This window comes from Polymorphobacter megasporae, assembly GCF_018982885.2.
Lineage (GTDB): Bacteria > Pseudomonadota > Alphaproteobacteria > Sphingomonadales > Sphingomonadaceae > Polymorphobacter_B > Polymorphobacter_B megasporae.
On sequence record NZ_CP081848.1, the window covers coordinates 3,307,653 to 3,333,040 of the forward strand.

A 25,388-nucleotide genomic window follows, 5' to 3' on the forward strand; every position below is an offset into this window, starting at 1 on the left:
CTGCTGGCGAGCCCACGGGGGCTCGCCAGTTCAGCATTTGATCTTAGCTCATTGATGAGCAAATGCGCTGGCCGATGGCGCTCACTGTTCTGGCCACGCACGGTGTCGTGAGAACCAAAATCGTGGCCGAAATCGGCAAAAATGAAGCTGGTGAGCCCTGCGGGATTCGAACCCGCGACCTATTGATTAAAAGTCAATTGCTCTACCGATTGAGCTAAGGGCTCCCAGCGGATTGCGGTTTAGGGCGACGTTGCCGCGCGCGCAACTGGCGTGCGGTCAAGTGCAGCACCGGATGCCGCCACAAAGGGGCGATATCGACCAGCGGGTCGAGGACGAAGGCGCGGGTGGCAAGGCTGCGGTGGGGGACGATGAGTCCCTGCCGTGCTCGCCGCCAGTCGTGTGTGACCGCGCCGCCGGCGGTGACGATATCAAGGTCGAGGACGCGTTCGGCCCAGCGGCGGCCTCGGCGGCGGCCGAAGTCGCGCTCGATTTGCTTGAGCACGATTAGCAGGTCGTCGACCGGAACGTCGGTCTCGACGGCGATCGCGGTGTTTGCGAAGGCGCGCTTGCTCGGGCCGATCGGCTTGGTGGTGCGGATCGCCGACCGCGCGACGACGGTGAGGCCTGCATCGGCCAGCGCAACGATGGCGGCAGCGACGACGCCCTGCGGCGATCCGTGACGGCCGTGCCGCCGATTGCTGCCGAGGGCGATGTGGATGATTGCGGGCATGGCCGCTCGCGCTTTACAGGTCGCCGCCATGGAACCCAACCCCGCCGACCTTCACACCGCGTCGCCGCTAGCCGAGCCGTCACATGTTGCGGCTCAAGCCGAGCCGCCGCGTGATTGCCAGCTGTGCCCGCGCCTTGCCGATTACCGCGCCGCCAACCGCGTCGCGCATCCCGACTGGTTCAACGCCCCGGTCCCGGGCTGGGGCGACCCGGCGGCGTGGCTGTGCGTCGTCGGGCTGGCTCCGGGTGTGACCGGGGCGAACCGGACCGGGCGTCCGTTCACCGGCGACCATGCCGGACTGTTGCTCTATGCCACGCTCGCAAAGTTCGGCCTGTCGCAGGGGACGTTCGACGCGCGCGCCGACGACGGGCTGCGGCTCGACGGCGTGTTCATCAGCAATGCGGTCCGCTGCGTGCCCCCCGAGAACAAGCCGGTTCCGGCAGAGATTCACACCTGTCGCCAGTTCCTGAGCGCCCAGCTCGCGGCGCTGCCGAACCTGAAGGTCGTGCTGGCGCTGGGGACGATCGCGCACCAGTCGGCGGTCAAGGCGCTCGGCGGCAAGCTGCCCAAGGTGCCGTTCGCCCACGCCGCGGTTCACCGGCTCCACACCGGGTTCACGCTCGTCGATAGCTATCACTGCTCGCGCTACAACACGAACACCGGGCGGCTGACGGCGCCGATGTTCGAGGACGCCTTCGCGGCGGCGATCGCGGCGCGGTAAGCGCCTACTTCGCAGGCTTCGCCGCAGTTGCCTCGATCTCGACGAGAAACGCTGGCCCTGCGAGCGCGGCGACCTGGACCGTTGAGCGGGCGACGGTGCCGGGGTTCTCGGACGTGCCGAAGAATGTCTTGAACCCGTCGTTCATCCCCGCGAAGTCCATCTTGCCGCCCATGTCGGGTGCGGCGGCGACGAACACGGTCAGCTTGATGATATCGGCCATCGTGTAGCCGTGGCTCGCGAGGATCTTCTTGATCTTGCCCAGCACGCTGATCGTCTGGGTCTTCGTATCGCCGAAATCGGCCATGCTCATCGACGCCATCGCCGACATCGGCTTCGACATGTCGACCGGCGAGGCGACCTGCCCGCTAAGGTAGAGCATCTCGGTCCCCGGGGTCACCGTCACGCTCTCGAGGATCAATCCCGGAGGGGTGTTGGCGTGCTTGATCGCCTCGGCGTTCGCGGCCGTCGCGAGCAGGCTGGCACCCAGCAGTGCTGTCATCGTCCGGATCATGTCAGGCTCCCCATGTTGCAACGGGTGCGAGCCGCCGGCCCGCACCCGTCATGCTCGATGCTGTGCGCTTCGGGCCTAGAAGGCAACCCGGGCGCGGACGTACCAGAGGCCGCCGTTGATCCCGAACGGACCGCCGCTCCGCGGATAGATCTGTCCGTCGGCGGTCGAGCCGGTCGCGGCGTAGACGGTGTTGGCGGGGCTGTTGGCGATGCGGTCGGGCTTGATATTGAAGATGTTCGAGCCGCCGACCGACAGGGTCAGATACTTGGTCAGGTCGTAGCCGACGTCGAGGTCGGTGGTGAACTTCGACCCGAACTTCTGGCCGACCAGCTTCCCGGCGGAGTTGAAGACCGGATAGTCGTTCGAATCGATCCAGTCGCCGTAGAAGTTCTCGCGGGCGTTGACCGAGAACTTGTCGTGGCTCCACGCCGCCGACAGCGTCGCGCGGTGGTTCGGCGCAAGGTGCGAGATATCGAGGATCTGGTTCGCACTGAGCACGTTCGCGTCGGCGCGCGATACCCGGCTGGTGTTGTAGTTGTACGCCAGTGTGAGGTTGAGGTCGCCCGGCTCGATGAGCGCCGCGCGGTACGTTGCGACGAAATCGATGCCCTTGGTGACGGTGTCGAGGCCGTTGGTGAAGTAGGTGATCGCGCCGCCGGCTCCAACCGACAACAACGCCGGCTGGGCGATGATATCGGCAGGTGTCACGGTGAAGTTCTGCGTGATGAAGATGCGGTTCTTGACCTTGATGCTATACGCATCGACCGTCAGCGTCAGGTTGTGAACCGGGGTGGCGATGAAGCCGACGCCGTAGTTATACGACTTTTCAGGCGTCAGCTGCTTCGCCCCGTAATATTGCGCAATCGGGCTCGTCGTCGGGTAGGTGCCGGTCTGGACCTGGTTGCCGCCGATGAAGTTGGTCGTCAGGATTTGGGTGTTCGACTGGCCGGGCGACGGGGCGTGGAAGCCCGAGCCGACGGTTCCGCGAAGCGAGAAGGCGTCGGAGAATTTGTAGATCGCATTCGCCTTGTAGACGAACGCGCCGCCGAAGGTGTTGTAATGCTCGTACCGGCCGGCGATGCCGACGCTGAGCGCCTTGACGATGTCGGTTTCGAGGTCGCCGTAGATGCCGTAGCTCGACTGCGAGTGCGAGCCGGCGGCGGCGGGATCGGTGCCGCCGTAGCCGCTCGCGCCCGGCGACGACCCGCCGCTGGTACCGTTCGGCGTATAGATGCCGCCACCGTTGTTGAGATACAGGTTCTGCGACGCCGTGTAGGGGCCCGCGCCGTACGACTGCGGGTCGCCGGGGGTCGCGGTGTAGCTCTCGCGGCGGTATTCGGCACCGGCCGAGATCGTCAGCGGGCTGTACAGGCCGATGTTGACCGGCTGGCTGAGGTCGATGTTGGCGTCGGTTTCCTTCTGGATCAGGTCGCCGAACTTGAACGCGGTCTGCGATGCCGGGCCGTAGGTCGGGCTGATCGAATTATACATCGACAGGTCGAGCGAGTTGCGGCTCGTCGTCGCCGAGAAGTCGTAGGTGAAACCGCCCGGCGTCTTGCCCTTGTAGCCGACGGTGCCGATCAATTCTTCGGTCGTGCCGACGAAGCGCGGGGTGAAGCCCGCCGGGTAGATCGACTTGACGCTAAAGGTGTTGCCGTTCGAGACGAAGCCGCCTGCCGGGCACGTCGCGTTCCCGGCCGGGCACGGCGTCAGGTAGAACACCCGCGACAGTGCGCCATTGGCCCCGAGCGATTGCGTCGCGCCGGTCACGTCGACAGCGGTGCCGCTGATCGGCGAGCGGTAGTTGAAGCTCTCGTTCGCCTTCGACCGCGCGGCGTTGCCGAAGAAGTACAACTTGCTGTTGTCGGTGACCTCATAGCCCGAATTGATCACCGCCTTCCAGCCGTGGCTCGGCGACGAGCCCCAGATCTGCACCGGTCCCGGATAGTTCGGCAGCTGCGATGCGAGGCTGGGATTCTGCTGGGCGAAGACGAGCGCGAGCGGGCGGGTCGCGCCGCGGCTGGTCTGGCCGTCATCGTCATATTCACCGCTCAGATTGACGAAGCCGCGCTCGCCGAGCGACAGGCCGAGGTTCGCGGAGATCTGCTTCGATTTGCCGTCACCGTGATCGTAATATTGGCCGTAGCGGGCGATCGCCTCGAACCCGGTCTTGTTGTCGCGGAGGCCGTAGTTGAGGACGCCGGCGATCGCGTCCGACCCGTATTGCGCGGTCGCGCCTTCGCGGAGGATCTGGAGGCTCTTGATCGCGATCGATGGGATCGCCGACAGGTCGGACCCCTGCGAGCCGTACGACAGGCCGGTGTCGCCGCCCGAATAGACCTGGACGAGCGCCGAGCGGTTGTACCGCTTGCCGTCGAGCATGACGAGGATTTCGTCGGCGGGCAGGCCGCGCAGCGACGGCGCGCGGACGAAACTCGAGGCGTCGGAAATCGTATTCTGGCCGACGAAGAACGACGGGACGATGTTCTTCAGGACTTCGAGCATGTTCGCTGCGGGCTGCGTCTTGAGCTCGCTTGCGCTGATGACATCGACTGGCGATGCCGACGTCGTCAGGGTCCGGTCGGTGCGGCGGGTGCCGAGGACGATGATCTCGTCGGCCTGCGCCGGCGTTGCGGCGGCGGTATCGGCGGCGGCGACCTGTTGCGCGATGGCACCGGTCGGAACGAAGGCGACGGCGCTGAGCATCGCGACGGCGAGTGCGGTGTGCGACAATTGTGAAGTCTTGAGCATCGATGAACCCCCTGAATTACAGACACGGCTCCCCTGTCCAGCAACGCGCGATCTTCGCCGCGCATACTGCCGGGCAAAACCAAGCACTCAGCAAATAATGCCGAGCCGACTACCTAATGATAAGTTTCGACAAACCCCAGTGCGTGCCGAGCAACTGTTATCAAGCTGACGCATTGGCTCGACGACAACAAGTCCGTATTAACCGATATCGACCTCGGCAAAGTTAAATCCGGACACCGTAACATTAGTGCAACAGCTGCCCGCTCAAGGGCACAGCATCCCGACATGCGGGCCGGGTGCCCTCACGCCGCCTTCCGCACCGGCATGTCGGCGGCGACGCGCTTTGCCAGCGCCGCGACCTGCGCCCACGCCGACGCGATCCCGCCCTCCTGCCAGCCGGGTGTCTGGCTCAGCGCGGCGCTGGCGAAATAGACCCGCCCGTCGGGTTCGAGCAGGTGGCGGAAGCCGGGGGTGTCGATCGCGGCTTCGAGCCCGACGCCGCCCTTGCCGCCGCTGAAGTCGGGCCACGGGCCGAGACTGTACGGGATTTTGTGCCAGTTGACCGCGATGCCGTTGACGAGGTCGCCGCCGTGGCCGGGGTGAAGCTTCTCGACGACGCCGCGGGCGAATTCGATCTGCTCGACGATCGGCCGCTTCTCGAACTCCGCCGCCATCGGCCCCGAGCCGTAGCAGGCGAGGAGCATCCCGCGCGGCGTGTGGAGGCCAGCCGACGGATACCAGACGAGGCTGGTCGGGCCGCCGACGAACGAGATGCCGCCATAGATCTGCTCCTTCTCCCAGAAGCGCGGCGATTCGAATGCGATCTTGTTCGAATAGTCGTAGATCACGCCGGCGATCGCGGTTTTGGTTGCAGGGGTGAAGTCGGTGTCGATGTCCTTCAGCACCGCGAACGGGATCGTGCAGACCATATAGTCGGCGTGGACGGTCTGGACCGCGCCGCTGGCCTTGTCGCGGTAGACGACGTCGACGCCCTTCGCCGTGTGGCGGATGCGGGTCACCTCGGCGCCGCGGATTGCGGGGTTGCGGAGGTTGCGATCGAAGCCGGCGTGGATCCGGTCCATCCCGCCGATCGGCTCGACCATCGTCGCCTGCATATACAGGACGTCGTCGAACAGCGTCATCGGCAGCTGCTCGTTCGCCAGCAACTGGTCGAGCGGCATCGCCGTCCCCGGGCTGGCAAGCGTCACCCCTGCCCCAGGCAGTTTAGCGAAGCCCGAGCGCGCGGAGCCGGTGAAGTCGCCCTTGTCGTCGAGGTCACCATAGAATTTGAGGAACGGCAGCAACTTGGCTTTGTCGGCGGCGCTGATTGCCTGGTCGAGCGACCCCTGATTGAGCGCCTTGGCGAGCAGCTCGGCGATGTGGCCGCGCATGTCGTTGACTGCGGTGCGCTGGCGAATTTTCGTCCCGTCGGCGGCCATGACATACGCCGAACGGCTTGAGTTGACCTCGACCTCGAGCGGGACGACGAACTTGTCGCAATAGTCGAGCAGCCCGGTGTGGAAGCTCGGGATGCGCGCCGGTCCGGCGTTCATGTAGATGCCGTTCGAGAATTTGGCGGTCTGGGTCGCCTCGCCGTTCATCTCGATCGTGTCGCGGTCGCGGATCGTCCACGCGCGCCCGCCGACGCGGTCGCGGGCCTCAAGCAGGGTGACGAGATACCCCGCCTGTTCGAGCTCGTACGCGGCGACGAGCCCGCTGATCCCCGCCCCCAGCACCGCAATGTGAAGCCCCCGCCCGGCGACCGACGGCAGCGCGGGCATCGTCGCCGCGCGCGCCGCGCCGTTGAGCCCGAGCGCCTGCATTGCCCCGAAGGTTGCGCCGAGCCCGCCCAGCATTCCGAGGCGCGTCAGCAGATTGCGTCGTGTAATCATCAAAACCCCCGCGCTGGGGGCAACCGCCCCCGGAACCGATGGCGCTCGGGCATGGCGATGTCAGCCCGACCCGCGGGACCTTGCGGTCCGACACCATTTCTTCCCCGCGAAACCGCTTTGCGATTTGTTACGATCATGATGGCGCGACTTTTGCGCCTCGGCAACACCCATAAATGTTGTTGGTGCGGGTGGCCGGGGTCGAACCGGCACTCCTTGCGGAACGGGATTTTGAGTCCCGCGCGTCTACCAGTTTCACCACACCCGCGTGGGCGCGCGATCGTTCTCGCGCTGCGGACGGGCTTGTAGCGCAAAGAAGGGCGTCGGGGGAATAGCAATCGTTCGGGACAAGGCGCTGTATTTGCTAGGGTCGCTTCGCGGGCTGGTCGAGCGATAGCGCGCGCACCTTGCCAATTCGCGCTTCTCGTTCCACGAACGCCGCATGTCACAGCCCCCGCGCCGCACCGGCGGCCGCCCTCCGGGCCGTCCGCCCATCGATCCCCCCGCCGGTCCCCGGCCTCCCGTCCGCCGCCGCGAGCCCGCCGGCGGCGATCCGCTGTCGACCAATCCGCGCGAGGCCAATCGCCGCGCCAACCAGGCCGAGCGCCCGATGCTCAAGCGCCCCGAGGCGGGGAGCACGTCGAATCCGTTCGGCGGGCGTCCGGTCAAGGTGCCCCGCGCCCGCGACGAAGCGGCCAAGCCTTCGCGCGCCAACAACGCCCCGCGTCGCGACCGCGGCAATGCGCGCGCCGAAGCGGCGGCGGCGGCCCCCGGCAAGATCGAGCCGCAGCGGATCGCCAAATTGCTCGCGCGCGCCGGGGTCGGATCGCGTCGCGACATCGAGCGCTTCATCGCCGAGGGGCGCGTCGCGATCAACGGCACCGTCCTGACGACCCCTGCGCACATCATCTCGTCGCTCGACGGCGTGACGTATGATGGCCGCCCGGTTGCGGCGATCGAGGCGACGCGGCTGTTCCGCTTCCACAAGCCCGCGGGCTTCCTGACGACGGTCCGTGATCCCGGCGGCCGCCCGACGATCTTCGACGCGCTGCCCCCCGGACTGCCGCGGCTCGTGCCGGTCGGACGGCTCGACATGAATACCGAGGGGCTGCTGCTGCTGACGACCGACGGCGCGCTCAAGCGACAGCTCGAACTGCCGGTCAACGCGGTCGCGCGCCGCTACCGCGTCCGCGCTTACGGCGAAGTCACGCAGGCGATCCTCGAAGGGCTGATCGAGGGTATCGAGATCGACGGGATGCGTTACGGCCCGATCAACGCCGACATCGAGCGCCGGACCGGGCGCAACCTATGGCTGTCGATCACGCTTACCGAGGGCAAGAATCGCGAGATCCGCCGCGTCCTCGAATTCCTCGGCCTCCAGGTCTCGCGGCTGATCCGCGTCGCGTACGGCCCGTTCGAATTGAGCGACCTGCCCGCGCGCGCGGTCGAGGAGGTCAACCCGCAGGCGATCGACCAGCTGCGCAAATCGGTGTCGAAGGCCAAATGAGGATCATCGCGGGACAATATCGCGGGCGGCCGCTGGTCGCGCCGCCGGGCGAAGCGACGCGACCGACGAGCGAACGAGCGCGCGAGGCGCTGTTCTCCATGCTCGCCAGCCGCCTCGGCGACTTCGACGGGCTGCGCGTCGCCGACCTGTACGCCGGGACCGGCGCGCTCGGGCTCGAGGCACTGTCGCGCGGCGCGGCGCACGCGACCTTCGTCGAGAACGACAAGGCGGCGGTGACTGCGCTGCGCGCCAACATCCTGAAATGTGGCGCCGACGCCGCGACGACTGTGCTGCAACAGCCTGTGCAGGCGATCGGCCGTGCCCCTGCCGCGTTCGACCTGATCCTCCTCGACCCACCGTACGGCGAAGGCCATGCTTTGCCCGCGCTCGCCCGGCTGCTCGAATATGGCTGGGTCGCACCGCACGCATGGGTGTCGGTCGAGACGGCGAAGGGCGAAGCGCTCGAACCGCCGGGCTTCACCCTCGACACCGTCCGCGCGCACGGCAAGGCGCGGCTCCATCTGTTTCGCGCCGACTGACTCGGGGGATCGCCGCCGGGGTGCGCGTATCTCGGGCATAGTCGAGGAGCTACTGCCATGGGCCGCATCTTATTCGTCGCGTTCGTCGCCACCTTCGTCGCCGCGCTTGCCGTCGTCGTCGGCATGCCAGTCGCGGCACAGGAAGCTGCCCCCGCATCGGGCCAGCATGAAGGCATGGCGACGCGGTTCGCGGCGATGGACACCGACCACGACGGCAAAGTGAGCAAGGCCGAGTGGCTCGCCGCCGGCCGCCAGGAACGCGGCTTCGACATGATGGACGCCGACCACGACGGCTTTCTGACGATGGACGAGCTCAAGGCCGGTCGCGAGAAGATGCGCGCGATGCGTGAGGCGAAGGGCAACTAGTCCGCCGCCCTGACCGGCCAAGCTTCGGTCCGAACATCGCGCGCGGGCAAGCCGCATCGTGACAAACGCGTCGCCGTTCCCTATGTGTTCAGCGATGCACGCCTCGCCCGCCCCACACTCCCCGGCCCCCGAACCGCCGTACATGGACGGTCTCAACGCGGCGCAGCGCGAGGCAGTGCTGACCACCGAAGGCCCGGTGCTCCTCCTTGCCGGCGCCGGGACCGGCAAGACCCGCGCGCTGACCAGCCGCCTCGCGCACATCATCTACACGCGGCGAGCGTGGCCGTCCGAGATCCTTGCGGTGACCTTCACCAACAAGGCGGCGCGCGAGATGCAGCATCGCATGGGGCTGCTGCTTGGGGGGAGCGCGGAAGGCATGCAGTTCCTCGGCACCTTCCACTCGGTTGCGTCGCGCATGCTGCGACGCAACGCCGGGCTCGTCGGGCTGGAGAGCAACTTCTCGATCCTCGACACCGACGACCAGTTGCGGCTGCTCAAGCAGGTCCTGATCGAGGCGAACGTCGACGACAAGCGCTGGCCGGCGAAGGGGCTGGCGTCGCTGATCGACCGCTGGAAGAACCGCGGCTGGACCCCGGCGCAGGTCCCCGCGACCGAGGAAGGCGGCTACGACAACAGATCGGTCGCGCTGTATGCGCGCTATCAGGAGCGTCTCGTCGCGCTCAACGCGTGCGATTTCGGCGATCTGCTCCTCCACATGCTGACGATTTTCCTCAGCCACCCCGATGTGCTGGCGGAATACCAGCGGCGCTTCAAATACGTCCTCGTCGACGAATATCAGGACACCAATGTCAGCCAGTATCTGTGGCTGCGGCTGCTCGCGCAGGACCGCCGCAACATCTGCTGCGTCGGCGACGACGACCAGTCGATCTATTCGTGGCGCGGTGCCGAGGTCGCCAACATCCTCCGCTTCGAGGTCGACTTTCCCGGCGCGACTGTCATCCGCCTCGAACAGAATTACCGCTCGACCCCGCATATCCTCGGCGCCGCCGGCGGGCTGATCGCCAAGAACTCGGGACGCCTCGGCAAGACTCTGTGGACCGAGCGCAACTCGGGCGACAAGGTCAAGGTCGTCGGCGTCTGGGACGGCCCCGAGGAAGCGCGGCTGACCGGCGACGCGATCGAGCGCCTCCAGCGCGAGGGCGCGTCATTGAACGACATGGCGATCCTCGTCCGCGCCCAGTTCCAGACGCGCGAGTTCGAGGACCGCTTCATCACCACCGGCCTGCCGTACAAGATCGTCGGCGGCTTCCGCTTCTATGAGCGCGCGGAGGTTCGCGACGCGATCGCCTACCTCCGCGTCGTCGTCCAGCCATCGGACGGGCTGGCGTTCGAACGGATCGTCAACACGCCCAAGCGCGGGCTCGGCGACAAGGCGATGCAGTCGCTCCACGCCCACGCCCGCGCGACGAACAAGCCGCTGTCGTCGGCGGCGAACGCGCTGATCGAGACCGACGAACTCACCCCGGCGGCGCGACGCTCGCTGAGCAATTTCATGACCGACCTCAAGCGGTGGCGCGACCAGGTCGACACCCTGCCCCACGCCGAACTCGCGCGGATCGTCCTCGAGGAATCGGGGTATATCGCGATGTACCAGAACCAGCGGACGTCGGAGGCCGATGGGCGGCTCGAGAACCTCCAGGAACTTACCCGCGCGATGGACGAGTTCGAATCAATGACCGCGTTCCTCGAACACGTCAGCCTCGTCATGGAGAACGACAAGGCCGATCACGAGGAGCGCGTCACGATCATGACCCTCCACGCGGCGAAGGGCCTCGAATTCGACCACGTCTTCCTCGTCGGCTGGGAGGAAGGCGTCTTCCCGTCGCAGCGCTCGCTCGACGAGGGCGGCAACGCGTCGTTGGAGGAGGAACGCCGCCTCGCCTATGTCGGCATCACCCGGGCGAAACGCGCCGCCACGATCAGCCACGCCGCCAACCGCCGCATCTACGGCCAATGGACGTCGAGCATCCCGTCGCGCTTCGTCAGCGACCTGCCCGACGACCATATCGACGTGTCGAGCACGATGAGCGGTGGCCCGAGCCTGTGGCGCGCCGCGCTGGGCGGCGGCGACCCCTTCGCCGACGTCACGCGCGGGGCCGGTCGCGGCCCCGGCTGGGCGCGCGCGACGGCGATGGGCGGGGCGAGCGTTCCCGGCCGCGGCGGCCTCCAGATCGAGGCCCGCGCCAGCGCGGTCAGCGTCGGCCAGCCCGGCCGCAAGGACGTCGCCGTTGGTGCCCGCGTGTTCCACTCGAAGTTCGGCTACGGCGCGGTCGCCGCGATCGAGGGCAACAAGCTCGAGATCGAGTTCGAGAAAGCCGGGCGGAAGCGGGTGCTCGATAGCTTTATTGAGTTGGTCTGACGCGGCAACCCGGCCTAACCTGCTGTGATGGATACGTCGCCGCGATGATCGAACGGCCGGAAACAACGTGATCGCGCGACTGCGCCGCATCGCCAGCACGGTTGCCGACAGCTTCTGGATCGTTCCGGCGGTCGTGATCGTCGCCGCGATCGGGCTTGCCGAGGGTCTCGTCGCGGTCGACCGTGCCGGTCTGCTCGCAGGGCTGCTGGTCGACAATCGCTGGCTTTACAACGGCGGCGCGACCGGTGCGCGGACTTTGCTCGGCGCGGTCGCGTCGTCGACTATCGGGGTCGCGGGGACGGTGTTCTCGATCACGATCGCGTCGCTGTCGCTTGCCGCGGGGCAGATGGGTCCGCGGCTGCTGCGCAATTTCGTCCGCGACCGCGGCAACCAGGTAACGCTCGGAGTCTTCCTCGGCACCTTCTCGTACGCGCTGATGGTCCTGCGCAATGTCCGCACCAGCGGCGAGGGCGAATTCATCCCGCATCTGTCGATGAGCGTCGGCATCGCGCTCGCGTTCGTCTGTGTCGGCACGCTCGTCTATTTCGTCGGCCACACCGCGAGCCGGATCAACGTCGACACCGTCATCGATCTCGTCGCGGGCGACCTGACCGCGGCGATCAAACGGCTGACGACGCGCGACCCCGAGCCCGGAACCAGCGCACCGCAGCTTGGTGAGGCCGTCTTCACCGTCCCCGATGCGCGCCGCGGCTATCTCAAGCACCTCGATGCCGACGGGCTCGCCGATTGGGCGGCCAAAAACGCCACGACACTCCAGTTGCTTGTCCGTCCGGGCGACTGCGTCTTCCCCGGGGCGGTGATCGCGTTGATCACTCCGGCGGTCGCAGGCGCCGGTATCGCGATCCGCGCCGCGACCGCGCTCGCCAAGGAACGGGTCAGCGACGAAGACCTCGAATATGCCGTCCGCCAGTTGGTCGAGGTCGCGGTCCGCGCGCTGTCGCCGGGCATCAACGATCCGAATACGGCGATGAGCGTGCTCGACCGCATGGGCGCGGCGCTGTGCGAGCTCGCCCCGCGATACCTCCATAGCGGGCGCTGGAGCCGCGACGGCCGGGTCGTGCTGGTCGTTCCGGCGGTCGACTACGACGGGCTGACCAACGCGATGCTCGACATGATCCGACAGAATGCCGCCAGCAGCATGTCGGTCCTGATCCGGTTCGTCGAGGTGTTGACCGCGGTCGCCGGGTGCGAGCGCGACGCCGGGCGGCTGGCAACGTTGCGCCGCCACGCAGACCTCGCGCTCGGCGACGGCGTCCACACTATCACCACGCCGGCCGACCTCGACGAGCTGCGCCGCCGGCACGCTCGGCTTGTCGCCATGATCGCCGAAGGGCCGGTGTGTCTGGCACGGCTCGACCGGCCCGGATCCGTGAGCGCAAGCGGCGCGGCAAAAGCCTGAAGACCGCGCGCTGCTGCGACAAGTCGTCCCGGTCACTCAGCCGATGCGGCGGAACTCCCCATAGCCGCTACCGTTACATGGGCTATATTCACTGGAGATTTGCTATGCGCCGCCTGAATACTGTCTTGACGATCGCTGGTCTTGGGCTTGCCACTGCCGCTGTCGCAACACCGACCACGGATTTCCTCAGCGACGCGATCAAGGGCGATAACTCCGAGATCAAGCTTGGCGCGATGGCCGAGGAAAAGGGTGGGACGGCAGCGATCAAGGCGTACGGCAAGATGCTCAATGCCGATCACACGGCGCACAAGGCAAAGCTCGTCGCGATCGCCCAGCCGCTCAAGATGTCGATCCCCGACGGCATGACCGCTGGCGCGGACGTCGAATATCTCAAGCTTAAGGTCCTGTCGGGCAATTCGTTCGACAAGGAATTCGCGAGCCACATGGTCAAGGACCACAACGACGATATCACGTCGTACGAGAAGGAAATCGCGCGCAACGATCCCGCGACGGTCAAGCTGGCCAAGGCAACCCTTCCGACGCTGCGCAAGCATCTCCAGACCGCGCAGAAGCTTTCAAGCTGACACGCGACGGACTTTCCGTTGTCCTACAACGTGATGAATTAAATACGGTGCGCGCTCGACTCGCCAACGGGCGGCACCGTGTTTTTCTCATGACTGGATTAAGGGGCAATCAGAGCAGCGCTGCTGAGATATGTTCATCTTGGCGTAGCAGCCAGCTGGACTAGGCTACGGCAGCAGCAGGCTCGCATCCCCATATGAGTAGAACCGGTATTCCTCGGCGACAGCATGGGCATACGCTGCCCGCATCGTCTCGAGCCCCATCAACGCACTGACAAGCATGAACAAAGTCGACTTCGGCAGGTGGAAGTTGGTCAGCAGCCCGTCGACCATCGCGAAGCGGAAACCGGGCGTGATGAAGATGCGCGTGTCGCCGGCCCAAGCGCCGAGCCCGTCGGGCGTCCACGCGCTTTCGAGCAGCCGCGCACTTGTCGTGCCGACCGCGATGATCCGGCCCCCAGCATTGCGCGCCGCGACGATCCGCGCGGTCGTCGCGGCGTCGATGCTTCCCCACTCTGCGTGCATCGCATGGTCGTCGGTGTCGTCCGCCTTGACCGGCAAAAACGTGCCCGCCCCGACGTGAAGGGTGACGGTCTCGCGGGTGACGCCTGCCGCATCGAGCGCTGCGAGCAGATCGGGAGTGAAGTGCAGCCCGGCGGTCGGGGCCGCGACAGCGCCGGGCTTGGTCGCATAGACGGTTTGATAATCGTCGAGATCCTGCGCATCGACCGCGCGCTTCGACGAGATGTACGGTGGGAGCGGCATCTGCCCGGCGGCGGCGAGCGCCTCCTCGAACGGCAGCGCGCTGTCGAAGCGCCAGCGGACCGAGCCATCCTCGCCGCGCGCCTCGACGAGCCCTGACAACCCGCCGCCGAAGTCGATGCGGTCGCCGATCTTGAGGCGCTTGGCGTTCTTGACGAAGCTCCACCAGACCCGGTGATCTTCGCGCTTGTGGAGCGTGACGCGGATCTTGGCGTCGTGCTTCATTCCCGCGAGCTGCGCCGGGATAACGCGGGTGTCGTTGAACACGAGGCAGTCGCCCGCGCGGAGCAACCCCGGCAGGTCGGCGATGCCGCGGTCGCTCAGACCGTCGGGGGTAACGACGAGCAACCGCGCCGCGTCGCGCGGCACGACCGGGCGCAGCGCGATCCGGTCGGCGGGGAGATCGAAGTCGAAATCGGCGACGCGCAATACGGTGTCCTGCGTTACGGGTGCCGCGGCTTCGCCGGAGCTTCGGGCGGCAGGGTCGGCAGTGCTTTCGTCGGCAGCGGCATCCCCGGCATCGGCGTGTCGGCAGCCGGAGCCACCGGCTTCGCGCTTGACGGGATCGGCGTCGACGGCGCGGGGGCGGGATAATTGTCCGACCCGATCGACGCATGGACGATCTTCGACGGGTTCGCGGGCGGCTCGCCCTTTTCGATCGCGTCGACATATTCCATGCCCGACGTCACGCGGCCCCAGACGGTGTAGCTGCGGTCGAGCTTCAACGCGGGGGCGAGGCAGATGTAGAACTGGCTGTTGGCGCTGTCGTTGTCGCTCGCGCGCGCCATCGCCACGGCGCCGCGGACGTGCGGCAAGTCGTTGAATTCGGCCTTGAGGTTGGGCAGCTTCGATCCCCCGGTGCCCGTGCCGGTCGGATCGCCGCCCTGCGCCATGAAGCCGTCGATAACGCGGTGGAAGATCGTGCCATCGTAGAAATGCTCGCGAACGAGCGTCCGGATCCGCTCGACATGCTTTGGGGCGACGTCGGGGCGCATCGCGATCGTCACGCGCCCGCCGGTCGACAGGTCGAGGACGAGAGTGTTCTCGGGCGTCAGCGGCGGCGCGACGGGCGGCGCCGCTGTCTGTGCCGACGCGAGGCTCCCGATCGTCAGTGCCACGAAAGCCAGCAGTACATTGCGCATCGTCATCCCCAAAAAAGGTTTCCCGCCGTACACATCGCCTGCTTGCGCGGCGCTGAACGATGCAGCTAGCGCCGCGCCCCGAGTTGGGCAACACGCGCCACGACGTCGGCAGCGATCCGCGGCGTGACGAACTTGCGGATGTCGCCGTCGTAGATCGCGATTTCCTTGACCAGCTTCGACGCGATCGGCTGGAGCGCGACGTCGGCCATCAGGAAGACGGTCTCGATCCGCGCATTGAGCTGCTGGTTCATTCCCGCCATCTGATATTCGTATTCGAAGTCCGACACCGCGCGCAGCCCGCGGATGATGAGCTGGGCGTGCTGCGCCTCGGCGAACTTCATCAGCAGCGCGTCGAACGAAACCACACCGACAGCGTCGCCAAGGTCTTCGGTCTCGCGCGTCACCATCGCGACGCGTTCGTCGAGGGTGAACATCGGCGACTTCGACGGGTTGGTCGACACGCCGATAATGAGTTTGTCGACGAGCTTTGCGCCACGCCGGATGATGTCCATGTGCCCGAGCGTGACGGGGTCGAACGTGCCGGGATAGACGCCGATCCGCACGGCCTAGAAGTCGCGTTCGATGGCAAACCGGGCGATCGCACGGAGGAGGTCGGCCTCGCTGCCATAGCTGTGGAGGTGGTCGATCGCCTGATCGATCAGCATCCCCGCCTGCGTCCGCGCGCGGTCGACGCCGAGCAGCGAGACGAAGGTCGACTTGCCCGCCGCCGCGTCCTTGTGGACCGCCTTGCCGGTCTTGTCCGACGATCCCTCGACGTCGAGCAGGTCGTCGGCGATCTGGAAGGCGAGGCCGAGATCGTGAGCATAACCGCGCAACGGCGTCCGCCGGTCGTCGGGGATGCGTGCCATGATCGCCCCGGCTTCGAGGCAGAAGCCGATCAGTGCGCCGGTCTTCAACTGCTGAAGCCGCGTCGTCGCGGTAAGGTCGAAGTCGGTCTCGGCCGCCGCGAGATCCATCATCTGCCCGCCCGCCATGCCCGACGGGCCGCTCGCGCGGGCGAGTTCGAGGACGAGCTCGGCACGCGCCGACGGATCGGCGTGCGTTGCCGGATCGGCGAGAATCTCGAACGCCAGCGCGTGGAGCGAATCGCCCGCGAGGACCGCAGTCGCCTCGTCGAACGCCTTATGGACGGTCGGCTTGCCGCGGCGCAGGTCGTCGTCGTCCATGCACGGCAGGTCGTCGTGGATCAGCGAGTAGCAATGGACGCACTCGATCGCGAGCGCGACCCGCAACGCGCGTTCGCGGTCGACGTTGAACAAGTCGCACGCCGCGACGACGAGCAATGGCCGCATCCGCTTGCCGCCGCCGATCGCGGCATGGCGCATCCCCATGTACAGCCGGTCGCGGCCGTCGCCGGGAATCGGCAGCAGCCGGTCGAAGCGCTGGTCCATCGCAGTCCCGATCGCATCGAGCGCGGGCTTGAGGCTGTTCGACGGCCGCATGATCCGGTCAGCCTGCATCGAACGGCTTAAGTCCCGCCGCCTGGCCATCGGCCCCGACGACGATCGCCTCGATCCGCGCGGTCGCGCCGGCGAGCTTGTCTTCGCAATGTTTCTTCAAGCGCTGTCCATCGGTATACAGGTCGATCGACTCCTCGAGCGTCGCATCGCCCGCCTCGAGCCGATGGACGATCTTCTCCAGCCGCGCGAGCGCGATCTCGAAACTCAACTCGGCAACGTCGGATACTGGTTCCATCACGCCGCGGTTGTGAACGGACGACAGTTGGGGGTCAAGCGGCGGGTTGGCAGGTGCGGCGACTTCCCGCTTGCTGGGGGGCGATTGGCGACGTGCAATGCGGATCAACCGTCGGTCCCACACCCACCTTCTGCCGTCACCCCGGCGAAGGCCGGGGCCCAACCTCGTGCAAGCACCGAACTGCGCGTTGCGGGGCGAGTTGGGCCCCGGCCTTCGCCGGGGTGACGGCCGAGATGACGGCGACGTGCCGCCGGCTCCCCAAACTACCGCCGGAAAAGTGCGTCGCCCTGCTGCTGAGCGGTGCCAACCTCGGGAGCCGGACCATGCTCGGCGATGTGTGCGGCCGCCACGCGCTCCGCGTGAAGCTGCTCGATCAACTGGGCGCGCTCCTCGACGATCTTGCCCTCGTCGATGTTGGTGTCGACGCCGGCCTTCTTCGCCGCTGCCAGCACGAGCACGTCGAGTTCGCGCTGCGGGCACAGGCCGAGCGTGACCGGGTCCTTCGGCGTGATGTTGGCGATGTTCCAATGCGACTTGTCGCGGATCGCGGCGATCGTCGTCTTGGTCGTGCCGATCAGGCGGCTGATCTGGTTGTCGGTGACTTCGGGGTGGTTGCGGACGATCCACGCGATGCCGTCGGGCTTGTCCTGACGCATCGACACCGGCGTATAACGCGGGCCCTTGGTCCGGCGCTCCTGCTCGGGCTGCTTTTCGAGAACCAGCCGGCGCGACGGGTCGGCGGCGACCCGGTCGATCTCGGCCTGGGTCAGCTCGCCCGAACGGATCGGGTCGCGCCCGGTCAGCTTGGTGGCGGCGGTATCGTCGGCAATCGCCTGGATTTCAAGGATGTGGAGCCCGCAGAAAACCGCGATCTGTTCGAAGGTCAGCGCCGTATTGTCGACCAGCCACGCGGCAGTGGCGTGCGCCATCAAGGGTGTCGTCGGAGCGCTCATCGGCTGAAAACCTTGCAAGTGAATATAGAAAGGGCCGCCCCTTGCGGAGCGGCCATGTGACAAGTTGATGTAGGCGCGATACCCCGCCCGATCAACCAATGACTTGGACCCCCGGCAATGATTTCCCGTAACGATTGCCTCGCGCTCGACGCCGCCGACGGCCTCGCCTTCGCCCGCGCGCGGTTCGCGTTGCCCGACGGGCTGATCTACCTCGACGGCAATTCGCTCGGTGCCCTCCCCCGCCGCACCGCCACGCGCGTCGCCGACACCGTGACGCGCGAATGGGGCGAGGGACTGATCCGCAGCTGGAACGACGCGCAATGGATCGACGCCCCGGCAAAGATCGGTGCCAAGATCGCGCGGCTGGTCGGCGCGGCGGGCGACGAGGTGATCGTCACCGACTCGGTCTCGGTCAACATCTTCAAGCTCGCCGCCGCCGCACTCGCGCTCCGCCCCGACCGCCGCGTCATCGTCACCGAGGCGGGCAACTTCCCGACCGACGTCTATGTCCTGCAGGGACTTGCGGCACTTACCGGGATCGACCTTCGCGTGGTCGAGCGCGACGCGATCGCCGCCGCGCTCGACGAAACGGTCGCGCTGCTGCTGCTGACCCAGACGCACTACCGGACCGGAGCGGTCCACGACATGGCGGCAATGACCGCCGCCGCGCACGCCGCCGGCGCGCTGGCGTGCTGGGATCTGAGCCACAGCGTCGGCGCGATCGCAGTCGAGCTCGACGCAGCGCACGCCGACATGGCGGTCGGCTGCGGCTATAAATTCCTCAACGGTGGACCGGGCGCCCCCGCGTTCGCCTATGTCTCGCGCCGCCACCACGACGGGCTGCGCCAGCCGCTGTCGGGCTGGATGGGCCACGCCGCGCCGTTCGCGTTCGAGGGCGACTACCGCCCCGCCGCCGGGATCGCGCAGATGCTGTCGGGAACCCCAGGCGTCCTCGGCATGGCGGCGCTTGGCGCGGGCGTCGCGACCTTCGACGGGATCGACATGGCGGCGGCGGCGGCAAAGTCGCGTGCGCTCGGCGACCTGATGATCGACCTGATCGAACAACGCTGCCCCGAAATCGGCATCGCCTGCCCGCGCGACCACCGCGGCGCACACGTCAGCCTGAGCCATCCCAACGCCTATGAACTCTGCCAGGCCCTGATCGCCCGCGGCGTCATCGGCGACTTCCGCCCGCCCGACGTCCTGCGGCTGGGATTCCCGGCGCTGTATGTGCGGTACGCCGACGTGTGGGACGCGGTCGAATATCTCTCGCGCGTGCTGGCGAGCGGGGAGTGGCGCGAAGCGAGGTTTGCGGTGCGGCGCGCGGTGACTTGAGGTTTGCGCGGCGAGCGGTGAATCGCCCCGTCATCAGCAGTGGAGATTGTTCAGGAGCGTGCCCATACCTGCGGTGATATTTCAGTTAAGCCCGATTGACCGCCTTCAGCATCCGCTCGATCTGCTCGGCGAAGACGGTTCGACCGCGGAGGGCGGTGTCAGACCCCCCGGGTGCATCGGACTCATTGAACAAGAGGCTCCAATCCCGCCCGGTGGGATCGGTGCCGTCGTTTTCCTGGAGCCACATTTCAAAATAAAATGGCGAGAGACGGATGATCTTCTCCGCATCGACGAAAGTGCAAAAGCGGCAGAATGCCTCCTCTGCCTCAATTGGGAAGGGATTATAGTGTTTGTAGACGAACCATCGCATGTGTTTGAGTGTTGCTCCGAGGATCGACCGTTGTGGAACATGGCCGTCGCGGACGAAGTAGCCGATCTTTGAAAATAGCGTATCCAATAGCACGGCATTATACTCGGCGAGACGCGAGTGATCCTTTGATCCGCGCGGGTCCCATTCGAGGTTGGTGGTCGCGCCGATCAGGAGATGCGCTAGATCATGAGACGGATAGATGTTGGTGGGACCATCGTTCGAGAACGTCGCCGATCCGAGGCTGATGCTTTGATGCTCCCTGGTCCAACACAACGACATGGTCCTTGCGGATGGCTGCCGACTAATCAACGCGGTTTAACCTGGAATGTCAGAAGGCCTTCGCGCGGAAACGAGATGACCCGGTCTGCGGTGGCCATCGGCATGCGATCACTCGGCATCAGCGTCACGGGCGAACTGTCGGCGCAGACAACTTTGAGCACTTCGATGAGTAGCCGGAGCGAATAGCTTCTTCCCGGGCATAATCGCGCTCCGATGCCAAACGGGAGATAGCGAAACCGAGAATGACTCGCCGGCTCCTGGAAACGTTCGGGGTAGAAGTTGTCCGGCATTTCCCAATGCTTAGGATTTCGATGTAAAAACAGGGCGCTGATGAGGAACTCGGCGGAACCTTCGCTGCCGTCGTCATGCAGCGTTCGATAGCCGAATTGATGAAAGGGAGGGTAGAGGCGAAGCACCTCATAGAGGAAGATCTTTGCGAACTCAGGATCGCGATTGATCTTGCCGACATACCAGGGTGTCGCAGCGAGGCATAACAGACAGAAGGAAAGTGTCGAGGCGAGGCTAAACGTCGAGACAAGGATCGCCGTCAGCTCACCGCGGAATTGTTTCTCCGTTATCGTACCCGCGTTACGCTGATGCTGCAGCGCTTCTAACCATGAGCCAGGCCGCGGCTCTGCCGATGCTTCGAGCATCTGCTCGAGTTTGCGCGCTAAATGCCGCATTCGCCGCGCTTGTCGAAATAAGCCTAGGTCGAGCAACCACCGGATCGGGGCAAAGATGGGCAGGTGAAGCCGAAACGAGTACATAAAGGCCTCGACACGCAACGGACGCCAGCCAGGTGAAAAGTTAGTGCTGTCGATGAAGTCGCGAATATTTGGCGGTACGAATGCGCCGAGAAGTGTTTCAAGCAGGGTTACGTATAGCGAACGTACTGCGACCGGAGCGATTGTGACGCGATGCTCGCACGTGGCGTAAACCGCCTTGTCGAACAATCTTTCGACGAGCTCGACGGCGATGGATGGGTAATCCGCGGCCGCCGGGAAACACTTCAACAGCATCCCACGCATAAATGCGGCATGTTCGTCGGAACTTACGAGTATCGAGTCTCGGCTGAGGTGAAACGCGCTGAGAAGCGCCATGAGTACGCTCGATCGCGTAAACTTCTTTTTGACGTAGCGCTCGATACGCTCGGGTTCACTCGTAATCTCGACTCGACGGCGCAACCAAGGCAGGGCGTAGACCTTGTCCACGCCCTGCCACCAATATGGTCTCAGTTCGCGCATGCAGCGATGGTTGCCGCCGAAGACCTTTTGCGGAAGGCGAGACGGACCTGCTTGTGAATCAACTCCACCCGCATCGCCGCCTTGAGTACAAGGAATCGGACACCGTAGGGCAATTGCTTCTGCCCTACGCCCCGCAGCCCATAAGCGTACACTGCATCGACTTCCGCTCGATCAGTGTAACGCAACGCGCGGGCATTGATCAGACTTGCAGTGACGAACGTGTACCATTCTTGAGCCAAATCATATTTCCCGGCTTTGATCAGACCGGTGATCGGTTTCATGTGGTGCTGCCAAAACGACACCCACTGGTCATCCGTTGAACGGGCGACGATGAGCGGCGCTACTTGGTAATAGAGCGCGACCGCCTGTCGGTCGCGCAGGGAGTCCATGTGCCCGTCGCGCAGCCCACGGGCCAACTGAAGCGGCTCGCTGTCATCGGCCATTCCCATCGCCCGAACGGCAGCAGTCGTGAGAAAGCAGGGGTTGGGTGACGGCGGCGGCGGCGGCGGCGGGTCCGGATAGGGAGGCGGAGGCGGTGGTACAGGGATGGAACCGACGACATCGGCGGTGACGACCTGATCAGTCTTGTCGACCATGATTCTGCCTTACGTTACGGTGACGGAACGAATGGCACGATCTTCGTCAGAGGGCGCAGTGTCAACGTTTATTTGCGGAAGCGTTGCGAGAGTTGCCTTCCTGTCGTCCGACAGACGATGACCGACCACGTGTGGGGCAAAGCCGCCATCATGCGCCCCAAACAAACCGCTGTCCTACACCCCGCCGTCTGGACTAGCCTCCCCCCGTCGCCACCGGGCCGCGCTCGTTCTTTCTCATCGCTGGCCTACGGCAAGTCGACGCCTTCGCGGACGAGGCGAACACGTTTCAAACGTTGTGAAAACGTCGACTCTGTCAACTTAAGCGGGGGAACACTTTTCCGCTGCGGACGCCCCGGGACTCGTGTCCGCAACGACGGAAACGTCAACTCTGTCAACTTAACGCTCTCAGCTGTCCGCCCAGCGCCGGACGAGGTTGTGGTAGATGCCGGTCAGGCTGACCACCTCGGCGTCGCCGATCCCGTCGCGGCCAGCGAGCCGCTGAATCGTGCGGTCGAGGTCGAACAGCAATGCCCGCGCGCCGTCGTCGCGGACCATCGACTGGACCCAGAAGAAGCTCGCCAGCCGGACTCCGCGGGTGACCGGCTCGACGCGGTGGAGGCTCGAGGCGGGGTAGAGGACCATGCTGCCGGCGGGGAGCTTGATGACCTGGCCGCCGCTGGCGTCCTCGACGATCAGCTCGCCGCCGTCGTAGCTGTCGGGGTCATTTAGGAACAAGGTCGCCGAGAGGTCGGTGCGGAGCTTGACGCTTGTCCCCCGGATCGGGCGGATCGCATTGTCGATGTGGGTGCCGAACGACTGCCCCCCGGCGTAGCGGTTGAACAGCGGCGGGAAGGTGCGGAGCGGCAGCGCGGCGGCGACGAACAGGTCGCTGGCGCCGAGCGCGTCGAGGACCACGTCGCCCCATTTGCGCGCGACCGGCGACGTCTCGGACAGCTGCTCGTTGTCCTTGACCGGGGCGGATTGCAGCCCGGCGGTGATGCGCCCGTCGCCCCATGTCGCCGCGTCGAGGTCGGCGACGCACGCCGCGACCTGCTCGGGGGAGAAGACATCGGGGATGACGAGGAGCATGGGGGACCCTACCGTGGCTGTTATCCCCGCGAAAGCAGGGACCCAAAGTCACCGACGGCAGTGACCTTGGGTCCCCGCCTGCGCGGGGATGACAATTACAGCTTGAGGCGCAGTTAGAGCTTGAAGCGCAACGTCGCCAGCAACGACCGTCCGGGAGCCTCGTAGGCGAACGGCGCGGCCGAGCGATAGATCGCGTCGTAGTAGGTCTTGTTGGTCAGGTTGAGCAGGTTGAGCTGGACCTCGATCTTGCTCGTGACCGATGCCTTGGCGGTCGCGTCGAAGCGCCAATAGCCCGGCAGCGTCGCGGTCTGGGCGATCGTCGTCCCGCCGTAGCGCGCGCTGTTGTAGAACGCCTGCCCGCCGACGGTGAAGCTGTCGAACAACCGGTACGTCGTCAGCATCGCGAAGCTGTTCTTGGCGACGTTGGGGAACGGACCCCCGGCAACGACCGGGTTGGTCGTCGCCAGCACCTTGGCGTCGAGGTAGGTATAGCCCCCGAATACCGCCCAGCGCGGGGTGATGTTGCCGCTCGCGCCGAGTTCGAAACCGTCGACGCGCTGCTTGCCGGCGAGGACCTGCGAGATGCCGCTCAACGGGTCGATGACACGGCCGTTGGTCTTGTCGGTGCGGAACACCGCCGCAGTCAGCAGGACATGGCCGCCCTTGCCCGCCTGGTACTTCGCCGCCGCCTCGTAGCTGTAGTTACGCTCGGGATCGAGGTTGTTCGTCGTCGGGCCGAGCCCGCCATAGGCGACTCCGCTGGCGTCGGTCTGCTCCCCGCTCGGGTTCGACGACGAGCTCGCCGAGACGTACAGCGTCGCCTTGGGCACCGGCTTCCACACCAGTCCGCCATTCCAGTTGACGAAGCTGCTGTGGTTGCGGAGCAGGGTCCGGGTCTGCGCCGGCGCAGTCGCGGTCAACGGCGTCGCCGACAGCGAGTTGCTCGACACGATATAGTCGTCGAAGCGGACCCCGGCACTGAGCTTGATCGTGTTGGTCAGGTCGATCGTATCGAGCAGGTACGCTGCCTTCGACACCACCAGCGTATCGGCGACCGCTCCGGACAGTGCGCGGAAGGGAACATAGGCGGGGTTGCGGGGATCGGGGTTGAACAGGTTCTGCGTGATGACCACCGGCGGCACGATGATCGTCCCGACGGTCTCCGACCGGCCGTTGAGGAACAGGCGGTTGACGATGTCCTCGTGGTCGAACTCGACGCCGCCGACGAGGCTGTGGTGGAAGCTGCCGGTATCGAACTCGCCGCTCGCCTCGGTGGCGTTGGCCCACGTCTTGGCGCGAGCATTGCGGCTTTGCGCGTTGGACTGGACCGTCCACAGCGCCGGATTGGGGCTGGTGATGTTCGGCCGCTCGGGAGCGCCGGCGATATATTGGTTGAGCGTCTCGCCGTAGCGGGTCTTGCTGGTCAGCTTGATCCCCTCGGCCGGGCGCCATTCGAGCCGCGCGGTGCCGATGTCGGTCAGCGAATGGGTGAAGTCGCGCGCGAGCAGGCCGTAGAAGTTGTTGCGATTGACGTTGAACGGCTGCTGGCTGCGAACGTCGAACGGGACGCCCCAGTCGGGCAGGCCGTCGGCGGTCAGGTGATAATAATCGAGGATGACATCGAAGTTCGGCGCCGCCTGCCACGCGAGGGACCCGGCGGCCCCCCAGCGGCGGCTGTAGGTATAGTCACGCCCGGCGACCCCGGCATCGGTGAACATGCCGTTGACGCGAACCTGGACCGTCTCCGACAGCTTGCGGTTGACGTCGGCGGTGAAGCGCCGCGTCGCGTCGGTGCCGCCAGTGATCTCGCCCTCGACGAAGTTGTTCATCTGCGGCGCCTTGCTGATCAGGCTGACCGCGCCGCCGGTGGTGCCGCGCCCGCCATAGGTCGACGACGGGCCCTTGACGATCTCGACCTGCTCGATCGCGAAGACCTCGCGGCTCGACACGCCGGGATCGCGGAGGCCGTCGATATAGACGTCGTTGCGGGCGTCGAAGCCGCGGATGAAGATACGGTCGCCGAACGCGTTGCCGCCCTCACCCGTGCCGAGCGTGACGCCCGGCTGGGTCCGCGCAAGGTCGCGGAAGCTGAGTGCGCCGAGATCCTGGATGACCTCCTTCGGGATGATCGTGATCGACTTCGGCGTGTCGGCGATCGCCTCGGTCAGCTTCGACGATGCCGACCGGTCGACCTTGTACGGCGCCGCGGCGTCGGCATAGGGGTTCGTGCCCGGAGCGCGGAAGCCGGTGACGACGATGTCGCTGCTCCCGCCCGCTGCATCGGCATCAACGGCGTCGGCAGCAGCAGCGTTCGCGGCCCCGCCAAGCAGCAACGCGGCGGTGAACGGTACGAGCGCGGGCGACCGCAGCGACAGCGGCATTCTGGTGTTCGACAATGGATTTCCCCGATGAGTGAGATCGCTCGATACTGCGAGTCATTCTCAATCGCAAGCTTGTTGCGAATGAAAATCAATACGGGTTCGCACCGGCATTCGATCGTATGGTCC

Annotated in this window: 23 protein-coding genes and 2 tRNA genes; 8 read left to right on the forward strand and 17 right to left on the reverse strand. The window is 65.9% G+C overall.

The features are described 5' to 3' along the window. Nucleotides 1–148 precede the first annotated feature (148 nt). Both KTC28_RS15505 and folK read right to left on the reverse strand, forming a co-directional pair. A tRNA-Lys gene (locus KTC28_RS15505) sits at nucleotides 149–224 on the reverse strand. Further along, the gene (gene folK / locus KTC28_RS15510) at nucleotides 215–730 is read right to left on the reverse strand and encodes a 2-amino-4-hydroxy-6-hydroxymethyldihydropteridine diphosphokinase (RefSeq protein ID WP_216708030.1); all 516 of its coding nucleotides are present in this window, start codon (nucleotides 728–730) and stop codon (nucleotides 215–217) included. Before folK ends, KTC28_RS15505 begins: the two co-directional genes overlap by 10 nt. A 28-nt stretch (nucleotides 731–758) precedes the next feature. Between folK and KTC28_RS15515 the strand changes: the two genes are divergently transcribed. Beyond that, the gene (locus KTC28_RS15515) at nucleotides 759–1,451 is read left to right on the forward strand and encodes a uracil-DNA glycosylase (protein ID WP_216708031.1); all 693 of its coding nucleotides are present in this window, start codon (nucleotides 759–761) and stop codon (nucleotides 1,449–1,451) included. A gap of 4 nt (nucleotides 1,452–1,455) precedes the next feature. Here the strand turns inward: KTC28_RS15515 and KTC28_RS15520 are convergent, their stop codons facing one another. The 4 genes from KTC28_RS15520 to KTC28_RS15535 all read right to left on the reverse strand — a co-directional run bounded on the left by KTC28_RS15520 (nucleotide 1,456) and on the right by KTC28_RS15535 (nucleotide 6,870). Then, entirely contained in the window at nucleotides 1,456–1,962 is a 507-nt protein-coding gene (locus KTC28_RS15520; RefSeq protein ID WP_216708032.1) for a RidA family protein, read from the reverse strand. Between the two features lie 75 nt (nucleotides 1,963–2,037). Then, entirely contained in the window at nucleotides 2,038–4,713 is a 2,676-nt protein-coding gene (locus KTC28_RS15525; RefSeq protein ID WP_216708033.1) for a TonB-dependent receptor plug domain-containing protein, read from the reverse strand. A gap of 302 nt (nucleotides 4,714–5,015) precedes the next feature. Further along, nucleotides 5,016–6,605 (reverse strand): flavin monoamine oxidase family protein, encoded by a 1,590-nt coding sequence (locus tag KTC28_RS15530; RefSeq protein WP_304610482.1) that lies wholly within the window; start codon nucleotides 6,603–6,605, stop codon nucleotides 5,016–5,018. A 180-nt stretch (nucleotides 6,606–6,785) separates the two neighbouring features. Continuing rightward, nucleotides 6,786–6,870: transfer RNA gene (locus KTC28_RS15535), tRNA-Leu, on the reverse strand. 174 nt (nucleotides 6,871–7,044) lie between these two features. Between KTC28_RS15535 and KTC28_RS15540 the strand changes: the two genes are divergently transcribed. The 6 genes from KTC28_RS15540 (at nucleotide 7,045) to KTC28_RS15565 (ending at nucleotide 13,398) form a co-directional block, all read left to right on the forward strand. Continuing rightward, entirely contained in the window at nucleotides 7,045–8,109 is a 1,065-nt protein-coding gene (locus KTC28_RS15540) for a pseudouridine synthase (protein ID WP_255602079.1), read from the forward strand. After that, nucleotides 8,106–8,648 carry a 16S rRNA (guanine(966)-N(2))-methyltransferase RsmD gene (gene rsmD, locus KTC28_RS15545; protein ID WP_216708034.1) on the forward strand — a complete coding sequence of 181 codons (543 nt, stop codon included), beginning with the start codon at nucleotides 8,106–8,108 and terminating at the stop codon, nucleotides 8,646–8,648. The genes KTC28_RS15540 and rsmD overlap by 4 nt, the downstream gene beginning before the upstream one ends. Nucleotides 8,649–8,705: 57 nt before the next feature. Continuing rightward, complete coding sequence (locus KTC28_RS15550; protein ID WP_216708035.1) at nucleotides 8,706–9,014, forward strand: EF-hand domain-containing protein; 309 nt, start codon at nucleotides 8,706–8,708, stop codon at nucleotides 9,012–9,014. A gap of 142 nt (nucleotides 9,015–9,156) precedes the next feature. Beyond that, nucleotides 9,157–11,394 carry an ATP-dependent helicase gene (locus KTC28_RS15555; protein WP_255602080.1) on the forward strand — a complete coding sequence of 746 codons (2,238 nt, stop codon included), beginning with the start codon at nucleotides 9,157–9,159 and terminating at the stop codon, nucleotides 11,392–11,394. Between the two features lie 67 nt (nucleotides 11,395–11,461). After that, nucleotides 11,462–12,814 carry a DUF2254 domain-containing protein gene (locus KTC28_RS15560; protein ID WP_216708037.1) on the forward strand — a complete coding sequence of 451 codons (1,353 nt, stop codon included), beginning with the start codon at nucleotides 11,462–11,464 and terminating at the stop codon, nucleotides 12,812–12,814. Between the two features lie 104 nt (nucleotides 12,815–12,918). After that, nucleotides 12,919–13,398, forward strand: coding sequence for a DUF4142 domain-containing protein (locus KTC28_RS15565; RefSeq protein ID WP_216708038.1), 480 nt, complete (start codon nucleotides 12,919–12,921; stop codon nucleotides 13,396–13,398). 165 nt (nucleotides 13,399–13,563) lie between these two features. Here KTC28_RS15565 and queA read toward each other — a convergent pair whose 3' ends face one another. From queA to KTC28_RS15595, 6 genes are all read right to left on the reverse strand, one after another. Further along, on the reverse strand, nucleotides 13,564–14,586 hold the full coding sequence (gene queA / locus KTC28_RS15570) for a tRNA preQ1(34) S-adenosylmethionine ribosyltransferase-isomerase QueA (RefSeq protein ID WP_216708039.1): 1,023 nt from the start codon (nucleotides 14,584–14,586) through the stop codon (nucleotides 13,564–13,566). A 14-nt stretch (nucleotides 14,587–14,600) separates the two neighbouring features. Further along, on the reverse strand, nucleotides 14,601–15,299 hold the full coding sequence (locus tag KTC28_RS15575; protein ID WP_255602081.1) for a peptidylprolyl isomerase: 699 nt from the start codon (nucleotides 15,297–15,299) through the stop codon (nucleotides 14,601–14,603). Nucleotides 15,300–15,364: 65 nt separating this feature from the next. Further along, nucleotides 15,365–15,811: a pantetheine-phosphate adenylyltransferase gene (gene coaD / locus KTC28_RS15580; RefSeq protein WP_216708185.1), complete on the reverse strand. Its 447-nt coding sequence runs from the start codon at nucleotides 15,809–15,811 to the stop codon at nucleotides 15,365–15,367. A gap of 54 nt (nucleotides 15,812–15,865) precedes the next feature. After that, nucleotides 15,866–16,762: a polyprenyl synthetase family protein gene (locus tag KTC28_RS15585; protein WP_216708186.1), complete on the reverse strand. Its 897-nt coding sequence runs from the start codon at nucleotides 16,760–16,762 to the stop codon at nucleotides 15,866–15,868. Nucleotides 16,763–16,769: 7 nt separating this feature from the next. Further along, nucleotides 16,770–17,015 carry an exodeoxyribonuclease VII small subunit gene (locus tag KTC28_RS15590; RefSeq protein WP_216708040.1) on the reverse strand — a complete coding sequence of 82 codons (246 nt, stop codon included), beginning with the start codon at nucleotides 17,013–17,015 and terminating at the stop codon, nucleotides 16,770–16,772. A 263-nt stretch (nucleotides 17,016–17,278) separates the two neighbouring features. Then, nucleotides 17,279–17,968: a DUF1013 domain-containing protein gene (locus KTC28_RS15595; protein ID WP_255602082.1), complete on the reverse strand. Its 690-nt coding sequence runs from the start codon at nucleotides 17,966–17,968 to the stop codon at nucleotides 17,279–17,281. 117 nt (nucleotides 17,969–18,085) lie between these two features. Between KTC28_RS15595 and kynU the strand changes: the two genes are divergently transcribed. Continuing rightward, nucleotides 18,086–19,303: a kynureninase gene (gene kynU / locus KTC28_RS15600; RefSeq protein WP_216708041.1), complete on the forward strand. Its 1,218-nt coding sequence runs from the start codon at nucleotides 18,086–18,088 to the stop codon at nucleotides 19,301–19,303. 85 nt (nucleotides 19,304–19,388) lie between these two features. On the opposite strand, the gene KTC28_RS15605 is transcribed toward kynU, so the two are convergent. The 5 genes from KTC28_RS15605 to KTC28_RS15625 all read right to left on the reverse strand — a co-directional run bounded on the left by KTC28_RS15605 (nucleotide 19,389) and on the right by KTC28_RS15625 (nucleotide 25,277). Further along, complete coding sequence (locus KTC28_RS15605) at nucleotides 19,389–19,952, reverse strand: hypothetical protein (RefSeq protein WP_216708042.1); 564 nt, start codon at nucleotides 19,950–19,952, stop codon at nucleotides 19,389–19,391. 26 nt (nucleotides 19,953–19,978) lie between these two features. Next, nucleotides 19,979–21,163, reverse strand: a complete 1,185-nt coding sequence (locus KTC28_RS15610) for a cytochrome P450 (RefSeq protein WP_216708043.1) — start codon at nucleotides 21,161–21,163, stop codon at nucleotides 19,979–19,981. Nucleotides 21,164–21,183: 20 nt separating this feature from the next. Beyond that, a complete protein-coding gene (locus KTC28_RS15615) occupies nucleotides 21,184–21,792 on the reverse strand; it encodes a hypothetical protein (RefSeq protein WP_216708044.1) in 609 nt (202 codons plus the stop codon). Between the two features lie 405 nt (nucleotides 21,793–22,197). Next, a complete protein-coding gene (locus tag KTC28_RS15620) occupies nucleotides 22,198–22,881 on the reverse strand; it encodes a Fe2+-dependent dioxygenase (protein ID WP_216708045.1) in 684 nt (227 codons plus the stop codon). A gap of 113 nt (nucleotides 22,882–22,994) precedes the next feature. Then, on the reverse strand, nucleotides 22,995–25,277 hold the full coding sequence (locus tag KTC28_RS15625) for a TonB-dependent receptor (protein ID WP_216708046.1): 2,283 nt from the start codon (nucleotides 25,275–25,277) through the stop codon (nucleotides 22,995–22,997). Between the last annotated feature and the right edge of the window lie 111 nt (nucleotides 25,278–25,388).

Excerpts from the sequence above, each read along its gene's own strand:
- folK (WP_216708030.1), bottom strand. The coding sequence starts at position 730 with ATGCCCGCAATCATCCACATCGCCCTCGGCAGCAATCGGCGGCACGGC.
- KTC28_RS15515 (WP_216708031.1), top strand. The coding sequence starts at position 759 with ATGGAACCCAACCCCGCCGACCTTCACACCGCGTCGCCGCTAGCCGAG.
- KTC28_RS15520 (WP_216708032.1), bottom strand. The coding sequence starts at position 1,962 with ATGATCCGGACGATGACAGCACTGCTGGGTGCCAGCCTGCTCGCGACG.
- KTC28_RS15525 (WP_216708033.1), bottom strand. The coding sequence starts at position 4,713 with ATGCTCAAGACTTCACAATTGTCGCACACCGCACTCGCCGTCGCGATG.
- KTC28_RS15530 (WP_304610482.1), bottom strand. The coding sequence starts at position 6,605 with ATGATTACACGACGCAATCTGCTGACGCGCCTCGGAATGCTGGGCGGG.
- KTC28_RS15540 (WP_255602079.1), top strand. The coding sequence starts at position 7,045 with ATGTCACAGCCCCCGCGCCGCACCGGCGGCCGCCCTCCGGGCCGTCCG.
- rsmD (WP_216708034.1), top strand. The coding sequence starts at position 8,106 with ATGAGGATCATCGCGGGACAATATCGCGGGCGGCCGCTGGTCGCGCCG.
- KTC28_RS15550 (WP_216708035.1), top strand. The coding sequence starts at position 8,706 with ATGGGCCGCATCTTATTCGTCGCGTTCGTCGCCACCTTCGTCGCCGCG.
- KTC28_RS15555 (WP_255602080.1), top strand. The coding sequence starts at position 9,157 with ATGGACGGTCTCAACGCGGCGCAGCGCGAGGCAGTGCTGACCACCGAA.
- KTC28_RS15565 (WP_216708038.1), top strand. The coding sequence starts at position 12,919 with ATGCGCCGCCTGAATACTGTCTTGACGATCGCTGGTCTTGGGCTTGCC.
- KTC28_RS15575 (WP_255602081.1), bottom strand. The coding sequence starts at position 15,299 with ATGCGCAATGTACTGCTGGCTTTCGTGGCACTGACGATCGGGAGCCTC.
- coaD (WP_216708185.1), bottom strand. The coding sequence starts at position 15,811 with ATGGACATCATCCGGCGTGGCGCAAAGCTCGTCGACAAACTCATTATC.
- KTC28_RS15585 (WP_216708186.1), bottom strand. The coding sequence starts at position 16,762 with ATGCGGCCGTCGAACAGCCTCAAGCCCGCGCTCGATGCGATCGGGACT.
- KTC28_RS15590 (WP_216708040.1), bottom strand. The coding sequence starts at position 17,015 with ATGGAACCAGTATCCGACGTTGCCGAGTTGAGTTTCGAGATCGCGCTC.
- KTC28_RS15595 (WP_255602082.1), bottom strand. The coding sequence starts at position 17,968 with ATGAGCGCTCCGACGACACCCTTGATGGCGCACGCCACTGCCGCGTGG.
- kynU (WP_216708041.1), top strand. The coding sequence starts at position 18,086 with ATGATTTCCCGTAACGATTGCCTCGCGCTCGACGCCGCCGACGGCCTC.
- KTC28_RS15605 (WP_216708042.1), bottom strand. The coding sequence starts at position 19,952 with ATGTCGTTGTGTTGGACCAGGGAGCATCAAAGCATCAGCCTCGGATCG.
- KTC28_RS15615 (WP_216708044.1), bottom strand. The coding sequence starts at position 21,792 with ATGGTCGACAAGACTGATCAGGTCGTCACCGCCGATGTCGTCGGTTCC.
- KTC28_RS15620 (WP_216708045.1), bottom strand. The coding sequence starts at position 22,881 with ATGCTCCTCGTCATCCCCGATGTCTTCTCCCCCGAGCAGGTCGCGGCG.